At 73.4% G+C, this 12,807-nt stretch carries 11 protein-coding genes; 6 read left to right on the forward strand and 5 right to left on the reverse strand.

Annotated elements, in window-relative coordinates; all coding sequences use genetic code 11:
• Positions 1–2,115: a SpoIIE family protein phosphatase gene (locus tag IE311_RS10015; RefSeq protein WP_189831235.1), complete on the reverse strand. Its 2,115-nt coding sequence runs from the start codon at positions 2,113–2,115 to the stop codon at positions 1–3.
• Between the two features lie 67 nt (positions 2,116–2,182).
• The gene (locus IE311_RS10020) at positions 2,183–2,851 is read right to left on the reverse strand and encodes a TetR/AcrR family transcriptional regulator (protein ID WP_189831236.1); all 669 of its coding nucleotides are present in this window, start codon (positions 2,849–2,851) and stop codon (positions 2,183–2,185) included.
• A gap of 53 nt (positions 2,852–2,904) precedes the next feature.
• Here IE311_RS10020 and IE311_RS10025 point away from each other — a divergent pair, with 53 nt between their 5' ends.
• Together IE311_RS10025 and IE311_RS10030 are read left to right on the forward strand one after the other, a co-directional pair.
• Complete coding sequence (locus IE311_RS10025; protein ID WP_189831237.1) at positions 2,905–3,885, forward strand: GNAT family N-acetyltransferase; 981 nt, start codon at positions 2,905–2,907, stop codon at positions 3,883–3,885.
• A gap of 205 nt (positions 3,886–4,090) precedes the next feature.
• Entirely contained in the window at positions 4,091–4,792 is a 702-nt protein-coding gene (locus IE311_RS10030) for a 2-phosphosulfolactate phosphatase (protein WP_189831238.1), read from the forward strand.
• Between the two features lie 115 nt (positions 4,793–4,907).
• Here IE311_RS10030 and IE311_RS10035 read toward each other — a convergent pair whose 3' ends face one another.
• Complete coding sequence (locus IE311_RS10035; RefSeq protein ID WP_189831239.1) at positions 4,908–5,303, reverse strand: ArsR/SmtB family transcription factor; 396 nt, start codon at positions 5,301–5,303, stop codon at positions 4,908–4,910.
• A gap of 96 nt (positions 5,304–5,399) precedes the next feature.
• On the opposite strand from IE311_RS10035, the gene IE311_RS10040 reads away from it, so the two are divergent.
• Positions 5,400–7,469 carry an HAD-IC family P-type ATPase gene (locus tag IE311_RS10040; RefSeq protein ID WP_189831240.1) on the forward strand — a complete coding sequence of 690 codons (2,070 nt, stop codon included), beginning with the start codon at positions 5,400–5,402 and terminating at the stop codon, positions 7,467–7,469.
• A 73-nt stretch (positions 7,470–7,542) separates the two neighbouring features.
• Here the strand turns inward: IE311_RS10040 and IE311_RS10045 are convergent, their stop codons facing one another.
• Positions 7,543–8,493 (reverse strand): LysR family transcriptional regulator, encoded by a 951-nt coding sequence (locus IE311_RS10045; RefSeq protein ID WP_189831242.1) that lies wholly within the window; start codon positions 8,491–8,493, stop codon positions 7,543–7,545.
• A gap of 205 nt (positions 8,494–8,698) precedes the next feature.
• Positions 8,699–9,394: a type 1 glutamine amidotransferase domain-containing protein gene (locus tag IE311_RS10050; protein WP_189831243.1), complete on the reverse strand. Its 696-nt coding sequence runs from the start codon at positions 9,392–9,394 to the stop codon at positions 8,699–8,701.
• A 520-nt stretch (positions 9,395–9,914) separates the two neighbouring features.
• On the opposite strand from IE311_RS10050, the gene IE311_RS10055 reads away from it, so the two are divergent.
• The 3 genes from IE311_RS10055 to IE311_RS10065 all read left to right on the forward strand — a co-directional run bounded on the left by IE311_RS10055 (position 9,915) and on the right by IE311_RS10065 (position 12,788).
• Positions 9,915–10,325 (forward strand): SAV_915 family protein, encoded by a 411-nt coding sequence (locus IE311_RS10055; RefSeq protein ID WP_189831244.1) that lies wholly within the window; start codon positions 9,915–9,917, stop codon positions 10,323–10,325.
• A gap of 14 nt (positions 10,326–10,339) precedes the next feature.
• The gene (gene lysA / locus IE311_RS10060) at positions 10,340–11,710 is read left to right on the forward strand and encodes a diaminopimelate decarboxylase (protein ID WP_189831245.1); all 1,371 of its coding nucleotides are present in this window, start codon (positions 10,340–10,342) and stop codon (positions 11,708–11,710) included.
• 244 nt (positions 11,711–11,954) lie between these two features.
• Positions 11,955–12,788: a maleylpyruvate isomerase family mycothiol-dependent enzyme gene (locus IE311_RS10065; protein ID WP_189831246.1), complete on the forward strand. Its 834-nt coding sequence runs from the start codon at positions 11,955–11,957 to the stop codon at positions 12,786–12,788.
• Positions 12,789–12,807: the final 19 nt, after the last annotated feature.

Raw genomic sequence — 12,807 nt, forward strand, 5'->3', positions numbered from 1 at the left:
TCAGCCCCGGCTGTCCGGCTCGGGTCCGGGGTCCGGGCGCCGGATCCGGGCGAGGACGACGACGGCGTCGTCCCCGGGCGGCTCGGGGAGCAGACGGGCCAGGATGCCGTCGGCCTCCTCCTCCAAGGTGCCTTCAGCGCCTCCGAGTTGCGACCGGAGCGTTGCGACGCCCTCGTCGATGTCGACGCCGCGCGCCTCGACGAGACCGTCGGTGTACAGCACGAGGGTGTCGCCGTCGCGGAGTTCGATCTCGGTCGTCAGGAAGGGCACGCCGCCGACACCCAGAGGCACGCCCAGCACCTCGTCGAGCGTCTCGACCGAGCCGTCCCGCCGGCGGAGCAGAGGCGGCAGGTGACCCGCGTTCGCGATGCGGGCCAGGCCCGTCGCAGGGTCGTAGCGGATGTAGAGGCAGGTGGCGTACGCGATGCCGGCGTCCTGCGCGCACGCGTCGAGCTCCCTGAGGAGGCTGTCGGGTTCCAGGTTCTGGCGGGCCAGGGCCTTGGTGGTGATCCGGAGGCGGCCCATCGCGGCCGCCGCGGGCACGCCGTGTCCCATGACGTCGCCGACCACCAGGGCCACCCGCCCGCCCGGCAGGTCGATCACGTCGTACCAGTCTCCGCCGACCTCCGTGGCGTGGCTGCCGGGCAGGTAGCGGTGGGCGACGCGTACGGACGGACTGTCCGCGAGGGCGGTGGGCAGCAGCTCCCGCTGGAGGGTGAGCGCGATGTCCTGGACCCGGCTGTAGAGCCGCGCGTTGTCCAGGCACAGCGCCGCCCGCGAGGCGAGCTCGCCCGCCAGGCTGAGGTCCTGCTCGGTGAAGGGCGGCCAGCCGCCGGAGCGGCCGAACATGGTGATTCCCTGCACCGTCCCCCGTGCGATGAGCGGGGCGATGAGCAGGGACGTCAGACCGCTGTCGACCAGGAGCCGGGCACGCGCCCGGTGGATGACGGTCCGGACCATGAAGGCGTCGTCCACCGGGACACAGACGGGCCGCCCGGTGCGGAGCGCCTCGTGGATGGCGGAGCCCGGCGGATAGGTCACGCTCTCCAGGCCGCCGACCAGCTCGGGAGCGGGTGGCGGCAGGCAGGTGCGGGCCGCGATCCGACGGGTGACCAGCGCCGATTCCGGATCGAACACCTCGCGCTCGTCCTTCCACTCCACGACCTCCACCACGGAGCCGTCGCAGAAGTCGGGAACCGCGACCTCGACCAGTTCGCGGGCGGTGACGTTCACGTCGAGGGTGGTGCCGATCCGGGCGGCGGCCCGGTCCAGCAGTGCCAGACGCTGCCGTCCGGCGGCCGCTTCGACGAGGGCCTGCTCACGGTCGGTGACGTCCACGACGAGTCCGCCGACGCCGGCGCGCGTACCGACGGCCCGGCTCAGGGGGAAGAAACTCACGGAGCGCACATGGTCCCGGTCCGGGCGGCCGGGCGTCCGCAGGACGACCAGCGTGCTCACGACCGGCCGGCCCTCGTCGGCGACGGCCCGCAGCATGCGCCGGTACTCGCCCCCGTCGGACGTGATCATGAACTCTTCCATGGTCCGGCCGATGTGGTCCTCGATCGGGATCCCGTCCATGTCGGCGAGCGCCTGGTTGAGATGGACGTAGCGCAGGTTCTCGTCGAGCATGACCAGGCCGATCGGGCACGTCTCGAAGAGCGCGTCGAGAAAGGCGAGGTTGGTCTTCACCCGGTCGAGTCCCACGCTCTCGCTCGCCAGCCCGAGGATGACGGAGCGGCCGTCGTCGCCGGTCACCGGGAAGACCCGGAAGCCGCAGTCGAAGACCCTGCCGTCCCGGTGCAGCGTGGGCACCCGTGCCCGCCAGTAGCCCAGCGTGCGGCCGCGCTCGGCGAGCCGCTCGGCCGCGGGCGGCCCGTCGAGCGGAGCGGCGGGGAACAGGACGTCGGCCGGCCGGGACAGGACGTCCGCCGCCTCGTGGCCGAAGAGCCGCTGCGCACCGGGCCCCCAGTAGCAGATCAGGCCCTCCTCGTCGATGCCGAGCACGGCCACGGCCACGTGCTCCAGCAGCGTCCCGGGCTCCGACCAGAGCGGCCCGGGAGCCTGCTCGTCCCACGGGGAACCCTCCGGTGGACCCCCCGGTCGCGGAGCGGACACCAGGCCCCCTTTCAGGGCGCGGACGCGGGGCGAGCGCGTCACTCGCCGGTGGAGCGGGACTTACCCGTCAATTCTGCCCGTGCTCGGTGGTTCGGACATCACGGAGGCCGGGCGGGTGGGAGCCGGATCCGCCGTGGAGCCGGCCGGGCCGTGCCGTCGACGCGAGGAAGTCGTCGAGCATCGCGGTCTGCGTGGCCTCGGGGAACCGGGCGGGGTCGAAGAGGGCCTGGACGACGAGGCCGTGCGTGAAGGCGACGACGGTGGCGGCGAGCTGTTCCGGGTCGGTGTCTCCGGGGAGCTCGCCGAGCTCGCGCGCGGCTTCCAGATGGGGGACGAGGGTCGAGCGCAGCCGGGTGTAGCGGCCGGCCTGCTCGGCGGCGAGGTCGTCGTCGGCGAGGGAGAGGTCCCAGGAGCCGACCCAGATGCGGTTGCGCGCGGTGTCGCCCGGGGTCAGCGGGAGGATGTCCAGAAGCATGGCCCGCACGGTGGCGAGCCCCGCGGCGGGGCGCGCCCGGCGGGGACGCTCCGCGGTGCGTTTCTCCAGCAGTTCGAGGGCGTGCGTGATCAGGGCGCGTTTGGTCGGGAAGTAGTGCATGAGCATCCCCGTCGAGACACCCATCGCGGCCGCGACGGCGCGCAGTGTCAGGCCGCCGAACCCCTTGTCGGCGAGCACCTGGAAGACCGTCTCGGATACGTCCTCGCGGCGGGCGGCGCGGTCTCCAGGTGCGGGCGGCATGCTGCTAGCTTACGTACCGAACGCTTGTTACGCACCGAGGGAGCGATGCCCGCATGTTCACCCTGCCCATCGGCGACCGTGCCCGGCTCGCCCCTCTCGAGCCCTGGCGGGCGCCTGAGTTCCTCGCCCACATCGACCGCGCCCGGGACACCGTCGACCCGTGGATCCCCTGGGCGACCTTCAGCACCGACCTGCCCACCGCCACGGCGACCCTCCAGCGCTATGCCGACCGGCGGGCCACGGACACGGGCGGGATCTTCGGCATCTGGCTGGACGGCACCCTCGTTGGCGGTGTCATGTTCACCCGCTTCGACACCGCCTCCGGGGTGTGCGAGATCGGCTGCTGGCTCGAGAAGGCGGGAGAGGGACAGGGGCTGGTGAACCGGGCCTGCCGGATACTCGTCGACTGGGCCTTCACGGAGCGGGCGATGAGCCGGGTCGAGTGGTGGGTCGCGGCGGGCAACGCCCGCAGCATCGCCGCCGCCCGCCGGCTCGGCATGACGCGCGACGGTGTGCTGCGGCGGCATTCGCCGTACCGAGGGGTGCGGCACGACATCGAGGTCTGGTCGGTCCTCTCCGAGGAGTGGCCGACCACGGGGGAGACGTCCTCCGCGTCCGGGGTGCAGGACGAGCTCGACCGGCTGATGGACGTGTTCGTCGGTGCCTTCACCAACACCGGAGGCGTTCGGCCCGACCTCGATGTCATCCGCGAGGTCTTCATCCCGCAGGGGAGGATCATCTCGAACGTCGGAGGCGAGCCGGTGATCCACGATCTCGACGCGTTCATCGAACCCCGCCGGAGGATGCTCACCGACGGGACACTGACGGAGTTCTCGGAACGGGAGGTCACCGCGCGCACCGAGATCTTCGGATCGATCGCCCAACGGTTCAGCGAGTACCGCAAGTCCGGCTACCTCAACGGCGACTGGTTCGAGGGCTCCGGCCACAAGACCACCCAGTACCTCCTGACCCCGGCGGGATGGAAGATGTCCTCGCTGGCCTGGGACGACGTGCCCGCCACCGTCAACGAGTGACGGGCGCGGGCCGGAGCGGTGGAGCGCACGCCGGGTGCGCCGCGGCCGTGTCGCCCTCCCTTCGGCCCGCGTCCGCGAGCGCGGACCGGCGGCGTGACGCGCGTCAACTCCCCCAGGAGAGAGCCGGTTTCGTACGCGGGCCCCGTTGATGTGATGCGTGACACCTGCAGGGTGCTTCAGGTCGGGCATGCGTGATCATGACTGGATGGACGCTCGTTTCCTCGGCATTCCCGAGCTGGCCGAAGCCCCCTCCGTGGCGGTGGTCGTCGATGTCATGCGCGCTTTCACCGTGGCCGCCTGGGCCTTCGCCCAGGGGGCGGAGAAGATCGTTCTCGCCGAGTCACCGGATGAAGCCCTGGCGCTCAAGGCGCGCCACCCGGACTGGGTGGCGCTCAAGGACGGTCCGCCCGCGCCCGGCTTCGACGCCGTCAACTCACCCGGCCTGCTGCGGTCCCTCGACCTCGGCGGACGGACCGTCGTGCAGAAGACCACGGCGGGCACGGTCGGCGCACTCGCCGTGAAGGAGGCCTCGCTGGTGCTGTGTGCGAGCTTCGTGGTGGCGGAGGCGACGGCGCGGCTCCTGCGGTCCCGTGACCGCGGCGGCGTGACGTTCGTGGTCACCGGCGAGGACGGGCGCGCGGACGAAGACCTCGCCTGCGCCCAGTACATCGCTCTGCGGGCCGCCGGTTCGGAGACGGACGCGGCCGACTTCCTCCGTCGCGCCGGCGCGTCACGCGCCGCCCACGAACTGGCGGAGGGCATACGCCAAGGCGTCCATCCGGACGACGTGGCACTCTGCCTCGAGCTCGACCGGTTCCCCTTCGCGATGGTGGCGACCCTGGAGGACTCGCTGATGGTCCTCCGTCCGTACGCCGTTCCTTCGCCGACCGACGCGGGAGTCCGCTGACCGAGCGTCCCTCGGCGGCGGCCCGGACACGGGGGCCCTGCTCGTCGACGGAGGAGCGGGGAAGAAGGCGAGCGACGCCCCCGGTGCCGGAGCTCCCACCGCGTACGGGCGTCGGTCAGGGCCCGCCGTCGCTGAACCGGCTGCCCGCCGCCGAGGCCGTGTCGGGAACGCCGAGGCGGAGGTGCTCCACGTGGTACAGGGCCTGGTCGAGAAGGCCCGCCACGTGGTCGTCGTGGAGGGCGTAGACCACCGAGCGTCCCTCGCGTGTGCCGGTGACGAGCCCGAGGTTGCGCAGGAGGCGCAACTGGTGGGAGCAGGCGGACTGCTCCATGCCGACGGCGGCGGCCAGTTCGGTCGCCGCGCAGGGGCCTTCGCGCAGCCGGGCCAGGATCAGGAGCCGCGACGGCGTGGACAGCGCCTGGAGGGTGGTGGCCACCTGCTGCGCGTTCTCGGGGGTCAGGCGGGTGCGCGGTGCCGCGCTGCTGTCCGGTGCGTTCACTCCGTGGCCCATGGGTGTCATCCTACGGAGATGAACACATGAATGGATGTTCAAGTATTCCTGTACGGTGACGGCGTACGACTCCTCCCGTGAAGGGCTCCCTCTGTCATGGCCTCCACCCTGACCAAGCCCGCACCGCCCCCCGCCGCATCCGCGGCCGTCCGGCGGCGCACCCGTGTCCTGGCGCTCCCGGAGGCCCGCTGGGCGCTCGCCGCCCTGACGCTGTTCCTCCTCGGGCTTCCCCCGGCTCTGCTCGGCGCCCCGGCATGGGTGTGGGGGACGCTGTTCGCCGCCACCTACGTCACCGGCGGCTGGGAACCGGCATGGGAGGGTCTGAAGGCGCTGAGGAACAGGACCCTCGACGTCGATCTGCTGATGGTGGTCGCGGCCCTCGGCGCCGCGGCCATCGGGCAGGTCCTGGACGGGGCGCTGCTGATCGTCATCTTCGCCACCTCCGGCGCACTGGAGGCGGTGGCGACCGCCCGTACCGCGGACTCGGTGCGCGGGCTCCTCGACCTCGCTCCGGCCACCGCGACCCGGCTCCTGCCCGACGGCACCGAGGAGAGCGTGGTGACCGGGAGCCTCGTGATCGGGGACGTCGTCGTGATCCGCCCGGGGGAGCGGGTCGGGGCCGACGGTCGCGTGCTGGCCGGGGCGAGCGAGGTCGATCAGGCCACGATCACCGGCGAACCCCTGCCGGTGCTCAAGGAGACCGGCGACGAGGTCTTCGCGGGCACCCTCAACGGCACCGGCGCGCTGAAGGTCGAGGTCGCGCGGGACGCATCGGACTCGGTGATCGCCCGGATCGTGCGCATGGTCGAGGAGGCATCGGAGACCAAGGCGCCCACCCAGCTCTTCATCGAGAAGGTCGAGCGGCGGTACTCGCTCGGCATGGTCGCGGCCACCCCGGCCGTTTTCCTCATCCCGCTCGCGTTCGGCTCGGACCCGACCTCCTCACTGCTGCGCGCCATGACCTTCATGATCGTCGCCTCGCCTTGTGCCGTGGTCCTCGCCACGATGCCGCCGCTGCTCTCGGCCCTCGCGAACGCCGGCCGCCACGGTGTCCTGGTGAAGTCCGCCGTGGTGATGGAGCGCCTCGGGCAGGTCGACGCCGTGGCCCTGGACAAGACCGGCACGCTGACCGAGGGGACGCCACGCGTCACGACCGTCCGTGCCCTGGCCGGACACGAGGGGGGCGAGCGCGGTCGGGACGAGGACGAGGACGAGGGCGAGTGCCGCCGGGTCGGGGACGCCTACGGCCCCGGGGGAGAATGCCGGGGCCCGGACGAGGATGGGGTCCTCGCCCTCGCCGCCGCCGCCGAGCACCCCAGTGAGCACCCGCTCGCCCGCGCCGTCGTCCTCGCCGCCCACGCCCGTGGTCACCGGCTCGCGCCCGCCGAGGAGTTCGGCTCCACCCCGGGCGTCGGCGTCACCGCCGTCGTGGACGGTGACACCGTCGAGGTCGGCGCACCGGCCCGGCTCCTGAGCGGAAGCGAGGACGCCCTCTCCGTCCGTGCCGCCACCGTCTCCGCCGCATGGGAGGCCGAAGGGCACACCGCCGTCCTGGTCAAGGTGAACGGGATCCCCGCCGGCGTCCTGGGCATCGCGGACCGGCTCCGTCCGGACGCCACCGCCACCGTCGCCGCCCTGACCCGGCTGACCGGCACCGCCCCGACGCTCCTCACCGGCGACAACCCGCGTGCCGCCGCCCGCCTGGCGGCCGAGGTCGGCATCACCGATGTCCGCGCCGGACTCCTTCCGCAGGACAAGGTCGCCGTCGTCCGCGAGCAGGAGGGGGCCGGACGCAGGGTGCTGCTGATCGGCGACGGCGTCAACGACGCCCCCGCCCTGGCAGCGGCCCACACCGGCATCGCCATGGGCCGTGTGGGCTCCGACCTCGCTCTGGAGACCGCGGACGCGGTGATCGTCCGCGACGAACTCGCCACGGTCCCCGCGGTCGTCGCGCTCTCCCGCCGTGCCCGCGCCCTGGTCGTACAGAACCTGGTCGTCGCGGGAGTGTTCATCACCGGCCTGGTGCTCTGGGACCTCGTGGGCACTCTGCCGCTGCCCCTCGGGGTCCTCGGCCACGAGGGCTCCACCGTCCTCGTCGGCCTCAACGGCCTGCGCCTCCTCCGCGAGGCCGCCTGGCGGCGCGCCGCCGTCGCGGCCACCGGCTGATCCGCCGTACGTACGACGCCGGCGCGCCAGCACGCACCGCGGGCAGGGGCGTCGGGCCCGCCCCGGCCCCGCGTCACCAGTGCCGTCCCGCCTCGATCAAGAGGTCGCGGACGCGTGTGACGTCCGGGTTCGCGGGGCGGCCCGGGCGTTGGGCGAGGTACGCGGTGTTGATGGGCGGGTCCTCCGGCCGGCGGAGGAGGACGAGTGCGCCGGAGGAGAGTTCGGCCTCGCAGAGATAGCGCGGCAGGACGGTGAAGCCGCCTCCTGCGGTCACCGCGGCCAGGACGCCGCGCAGATCGGGGACGGTGACGGCGGCCGGGCACGACAGCCGGGCGCCGAAGACATGGCGCCAGTAGCGGCGGGCGATCGGCAGGTCCTCCGCGTAGGTGATCAGCGGGACCGTGTGCAGTGCCGCCGGGCCCTCCTCGGTCAGACGCTCCCCGACACGGTCGGCCCAGACGGGGGCGGCGACGAGCACGAACTCCTCGTCCATCAGCGGCACCGCCGTCAGGGCGCGCCCGCGCGGCCGGAACGTCGCGATGACCAAGTCGTGGCGGCCCGCGCGGAGTTCGTCGAGGAGCGGTTCGGTGAGGCCCGGGGTGATCCGGAGCCGCACCCCTTGGGCGGTGAGCGGGGCCAGTGCCGGCAGGACGCGGGTGCAGAGCAGCTCGGCAGGGCCCGCCAGATGGACGGGCGCGGCCCGCTCGTGGGGTGCGGTCTCGTGGCCCGTCGCGGCGGCGAGCGCGTCGAGGGGAGGGGCGACACGGGTCGCGAGGTCGTGGGCGACGGCGGTCGGGGCGACGCCGCGCGGCAGCCGTTCGAAGAGCTCCCGGCCAGTCTGCCGTTCCAGCGACCGGATCTGTGTGGTGACGGTGGGCTGGGACAGGCCGAGGAGTCCGGCTGCGGCGGTGAAGGAGCCGGAGCGGTAGACCGCCAGGAAGGTACGCAGCAGATTCAGGTCCGCCGCGGGCGCCGTCCCCGGTCGCGCACCGCCGCCCGACCCATCGGAATCCGTATGTCTCACACGGAAAGACTACTTGTATTCCTATGGCGGAACGGGGGTGGTCGGGGCCGGGACCAGGGGCGGGACCGGATGCGATGGGGCGAGGTCGCGTGCGGACGTACGGGACGCTCGGACGGCCGGACACCCCGCACCCTTACGGGGTACGGGGTGCGGGCACGGGGCGAGGGTCCGCATCCGGCCCGACGTCCGGCGGGTGACCCCGGCGTCAGCCCAGCTTCTTCAGGACCTCGGCGGCGAGGGGAGCGGAGGACGCGGGGTTCTGACCGGTGATCAGGTTGCGGTCCACGATCACGTTCGGCACCCACGGCTCACCGGCCCGGACGTCCACGCCGGCCTCGACAAGACGGCTTTCCAGGAGCCACTTCGCCTTGTCGGCGAAGCCGGACTGGGTCTCCTCCTCGTTGGTGAACGCGGCGACCTTGTAGCCCGCGAACGCGTTCGTGCCGTCGGAGTCCGTCGCGGCGAGCAGTGCCGCCGGGCCGTGGCAGACGACGGCCAGCGGCCTGCCGGAGCGCAGGGCGTCGATCAGCAGCCTTCCGGAGGTGGCGTCGACGGCGAGGTCCTCCATCGGGCCGTGGCCGCCCGGGTAGAACACGGCCGCGTACTCCGCCAGGTCCACGTCGTCCAGGGCGACGGGGTGCCGGAGCGCGTCGATCGAGGCGAGGGTGGCCTCGACCTTGTCGGCTCCCTCCTGGCCGCCGTTGAACTCCGGGGCGAGGCTGCTCCGGTCGACGGTGGGGACGACACCGCCGGGGGTGGCGACGACGACCTCGTACCCGGCGGCCGTGAACGCCTCGTACGGCGCCGCGGCCTCCTCGGCCCAGAAGCCGGTCGGGTGCTTCGTACCGTCGGCCAGGGTCCAGTGGTCGGCGCCGGTCATCACGAAAAGGATCTTGGACATGCGGGTTCTCCCGGGAGGTACGGGCCAGGGTCCGGCCCGGAGGGCGGTGATCGCACACCAGGGGCCCCGGTCCGGGACCGCCGGTGTGGCGATGTCCCCGAACGTAGCCCCGTCCCGGGCGGCTTTCCAATGAGGAAACCAATGGCTGCCATGGGACTTCCGATGGGTCCACGGGAATATCCACCGGGCCCCGGCCACGGCCCTGGCCTGCGGAAAGGCTCAGACGGTCGAAGCCTCGACCGGCATCGTCGGCGTGCCGCGGAAGGTACGCCGATAGGCGAGCGGAGTGACCCCTATGGGGGAGAGCCGTCGGGTGCTCTCGGGCGCCGAGCGGGCCCGCCGCCCCGCTGACGCGGGTGCTCTCGTGCCCGCTCCGGTGTCAGCGGGGTGTATGCATTCGGGCCCGGCGCGTCAGGGGCGTGTCAGGAGGGGCCCGGGGGCGGTGTGCACCGGGCATAGCGTCGAGGACAGCCCCGGCGCGACCGTGCCGGGAGCGTGCATCGTTCCTCGGGAGGAACCCATGGCAGACGCCCTGTACGGAGACGATCCGGAGCCCGGAGAACAGCTCCCGGCCGGACGGCTCTGCGTACCCGTCCGGCCGGGCACCCGCGACTGCGCGATCCGGCTGTTCCGCACGCCGGTCGGCGGCAGGACCGCCGTCGCGTTCACCGACCCGGCCCGGCTGAGGGCCGTTCTGGGGGCGGATCAGCCCTGGATCCCGATGGCGGAGCCCGCGCTGCGGGCGCTCGTGGAGCCGCTGGACGTCCGGGAACTCAGGATCGATCCGGCCCTCACGGCCCCGGCGCCGCCCACCTCCGTCGCCGCCACCGCCCCCGTCCCGGGTTCTGTCCCTGTGTCCGTCCTCATGGCGGAGTCGCAGTCGCGGCCCGAGCCGCGGCAGCCGCGCCCCCTGACGACGCTCGCGGGCTGAAGGGAGGGCACGAGATGACCACGCTTCCCCTGACGGGTGCCCCCACGACCGGCGCCCGGCCCCGCCGCGCGGGCGAGGCCGGGCCCGTCGACACGCTCTCCGTCTGGCCCGCGACCACCACCGAGCAGCCCCACGGCCGACTTCTGGTCGGCGGCGTCTCCCTCGCCGAACTCGCCGGGAGCCACGGCACCCCCGTCTACGTCCTGGACGAGGCCGAGGTGCGCGACCGCTGCCGCACCTACCGCAGCGCCTTCCCCGACGCCGGGATCCACTACGCGGCCAAGGCCTTTCTGTGTCGCGCCGTCGCCCACTGGGTCGAGGAGGAGGGGCTCGGCCTGGACGTGTGCTCCGCCGGCGAACTGGAACTCGCCGTCACGACCGGATTCCCCGCCGACCGGATCCTGTTCCACGGCAACGCCAAGTCGCCCCAGGACCTGGAGACCGCGCTGCGCCTCGGTGTGGGCCGGATCGTCATCGACACCCCCGCCGAGATAGCGCGGATCGCCGCCGCCGTCGGCACCGGAGGCCATCAGAAGGTCATGGTCCGGGTGACGCCCGGTATCAGCGCGGGCGGTCACCGGAAGATCCGTACCGGATCGGAGGACCAGAAGTTCGGCCTCTCGCTGCGGGACGGTCACGCCCAGCACGCCATCGCCCGGATCCTGGATCAGCCGCAGCTCGAACTCACCGGAATCCACTGCCATCTGGGCTCACAGATCACCGACGTCAAGCCGTACCTCGTGGCCGTGCGCCGGCTCGTGGGCCTCATGGCGAGGATCCGCGACAGCCATGGCGTCACGCTGCCGGAGCTCGATCTCGGTGGCGGTCACGGCATCGCCTACCGTCCCGGCGAACCCTCGCTCGACCTCACCACGCTCGCCCGCAGGCTCCGCGCCGAACTCGCGGAGAGCTGCGCGGCGGCCGGACTTCCCGTGCCGCACCTGATCGTCGAGCCGGGGCGTGCCGTCACCGGCCCCGCCGGAGTCGCCGTCTACCGGGTGCTCGCGGTGAAGCGCACTCCGGAGCGGACGTTCGTGGCGGTGGACGGAGGGATGAGCGACAACCCGCGCCCCGCTCTGTACGGGGCGCGTTACGCCCCACGGCTGATCGGCCGCCACTCGCCCGCCGATCCCGAGCGGGTGACCGTCGTCGGCCGCCACTGCGAGGCCGGGGACATCCTGGCCGAGGACGTGCCGCTGCCCGCCGACGTCCATCCGGGCGACCTGCTCGCGACTCCGGTGGCGGGCGCGTACCACCTGTCGATGGCGTCCTCGTACAACCTCGTCGGCCGGCCGCCGGTGGTCGCCGTGCTCGACGGCCGGGCCCGGCTCCTGGTGCGCAGGGAGACCCTGGAGGACCTCAGGGTGCGGGACGTCGGTCTGTAGGACCACGAGGCAACGCGCCGACGAGGCCCAGGCGGCCCACGACGCCCACGAGGCCCACGACGCCCGGGCGACCCACGAGGCCCACATCGCCCGCACGGCTCGCGGCCCCCGAGGGATCCCGTGAGCCGTCGGCGACGTGACCGGTGCCGACGTGACCGGTGCCGTCGGAGCTACTCACTGGTACGGTCCCTGACCAGCCGGTGCTCCGCGTGGGACCGCCGGGGTCGGTCGGAGGGGCGGAGCGATGGTGCGAGGAACGGGCGGGGTACTGCCGGAGGGGCTCGCGGAGGCGATACGGGGGACTGCCGGCGACATCGCCACGGTGCTGCGCGCGGCCCCGGGCGCGGACGGTGCCCGCGGGCACGGCGCGGGCCTGCCCGTACCCCGGTCCACCTGGAGCCTCGGTGAGGCCGCCGCCCACCTGGCGCAGGCCAACGCCCTCATGGCCGACCTGGCCGCAGGTCGGGAGCGCCCCTACGGCGACGGCAGCCCCGGGAGCCTGGCCGAGGCCAACGAGCACGCTCTCGCCGCCTTCGCGGAGCGGGAGCCCGGCCCGCTCGCCGAGATGATCACCGCCGAGGCCGAGGCCTTCCTCGCGTCCGTGGAGGGGCGTGACCCGGACGGCCTTCTCGCCACCCCGCTCGGCGCCATGCGCCCGGCCGTCCTCGGTTCGTGCCTGCTGACCCACATGCTCGGCCACGGCTACGACCTGGCCCTCGCCGTCGGCCGCCCCCACATGCTCGACGCGCCGCGCGTCGACCTCACCCTGCCGTTCATGATCGAGGCGATGCCCCGGGTGACGGACCCGGCCGCCGTCGCCGGTCTGACGGCACGGTTCGCGGTGCGGCTCCGGAGCGGCCCGAGCTTCGGAGTTCTCGTCACGGACGGCGAGGTCGAGGTCACCCACGAGCCGCCCGCGCGGCCGGACTGCACCATCCTCACCGAGCCGGTCGCCTTTCTCCTCCTCGGGCTGGGCCGGGTCGACCCCTGGCCCGTGATCGCCCGGGGAAAGGCGCTCGGGTGGGGGCGCAAGCCCTGGCTCGCGCCCCGCTTCCCGCGCCTCTTCCGCGCCCCCTGAGGCGTCGGCGGGGCGACGT

It is taken from the genome of Streptomyces zaomyceticus, from assembly GCF_014656215.1.
Taxonomy (GTDB): Bacteria; Actinomycetota; Actinomycetes; order Streptomycetales; family Streptomycetaceae; genus Streptomyces; species Streptomyces zaomyceticus.

Excerpts from the sequence above, each read along its gene's own strand:
- IE311_RS10020 (WP_189831236.1), bottom strand. The coding sequence starts at position 2,851 with ATGCCGCCCGCACCTGGAGACCGCGCCGCCCGCCGCGAGGACGTATCC.
- IE311_RS10025 (WP_189831237.1), top strand. The coding sequence starts at position 2,905 with ATGTTCACCCTGCCCATCGGCGACCGTGCCCGGCTCGCCCCTCTCGAG.
- IE311_RS10030 (WP_189831238.1), top strand. The coding sequence starts at position 4,091 with ATGGACGCTCGTTTCCTCGGCATTCCCGAGCTGGCCGAAGCCCCCTCC.
- IE311_RS10035 (WP_189831239.1), bottom strand. The coding sequence starts at position 5,303 with ATGGGCCACGGAGTGAACGCACCGGACAGCAGCGCGGCACCGCGCACC.
- IE311_RS10040 (WP_189831240.1), top strand. The coding sequence starts at position 5,400 with ATGGCCTCCACCCTGACCAAGCCCGCACCGCCCCCCGCCGCATCCGCG.
- IE311_RS10050 (WP_189831243.1), bottom strand. The coding sequence starts at position 9,394 with ATGTCCAAGATCCTTTTCGTGATGACCGGCGCCGACCACTGGACCCTG.
- IE311_RS10055 (WP_189831244.1), top strand. The coding sequence starts at position 9,915 with ATGGCAGACGCCCTGTACGGAGACGATCCGGAGCCCGGAGAACAGCTC.
- lysA (WP_189831245.1), top strand. The coding sequence starts at position 10,340 with ATGACCACGCTTCCCCTGACGGGTGCCCCCACGACCGGCGCCCGGCCC.
- IE311_RS10065 (WP_189831246.1), top strand. The coding sequence starts at position 11,955 with ATGGTGCGAGGAACGGGCGGGGTACTGCCGGAGGGGCTCGCGGAGGCG.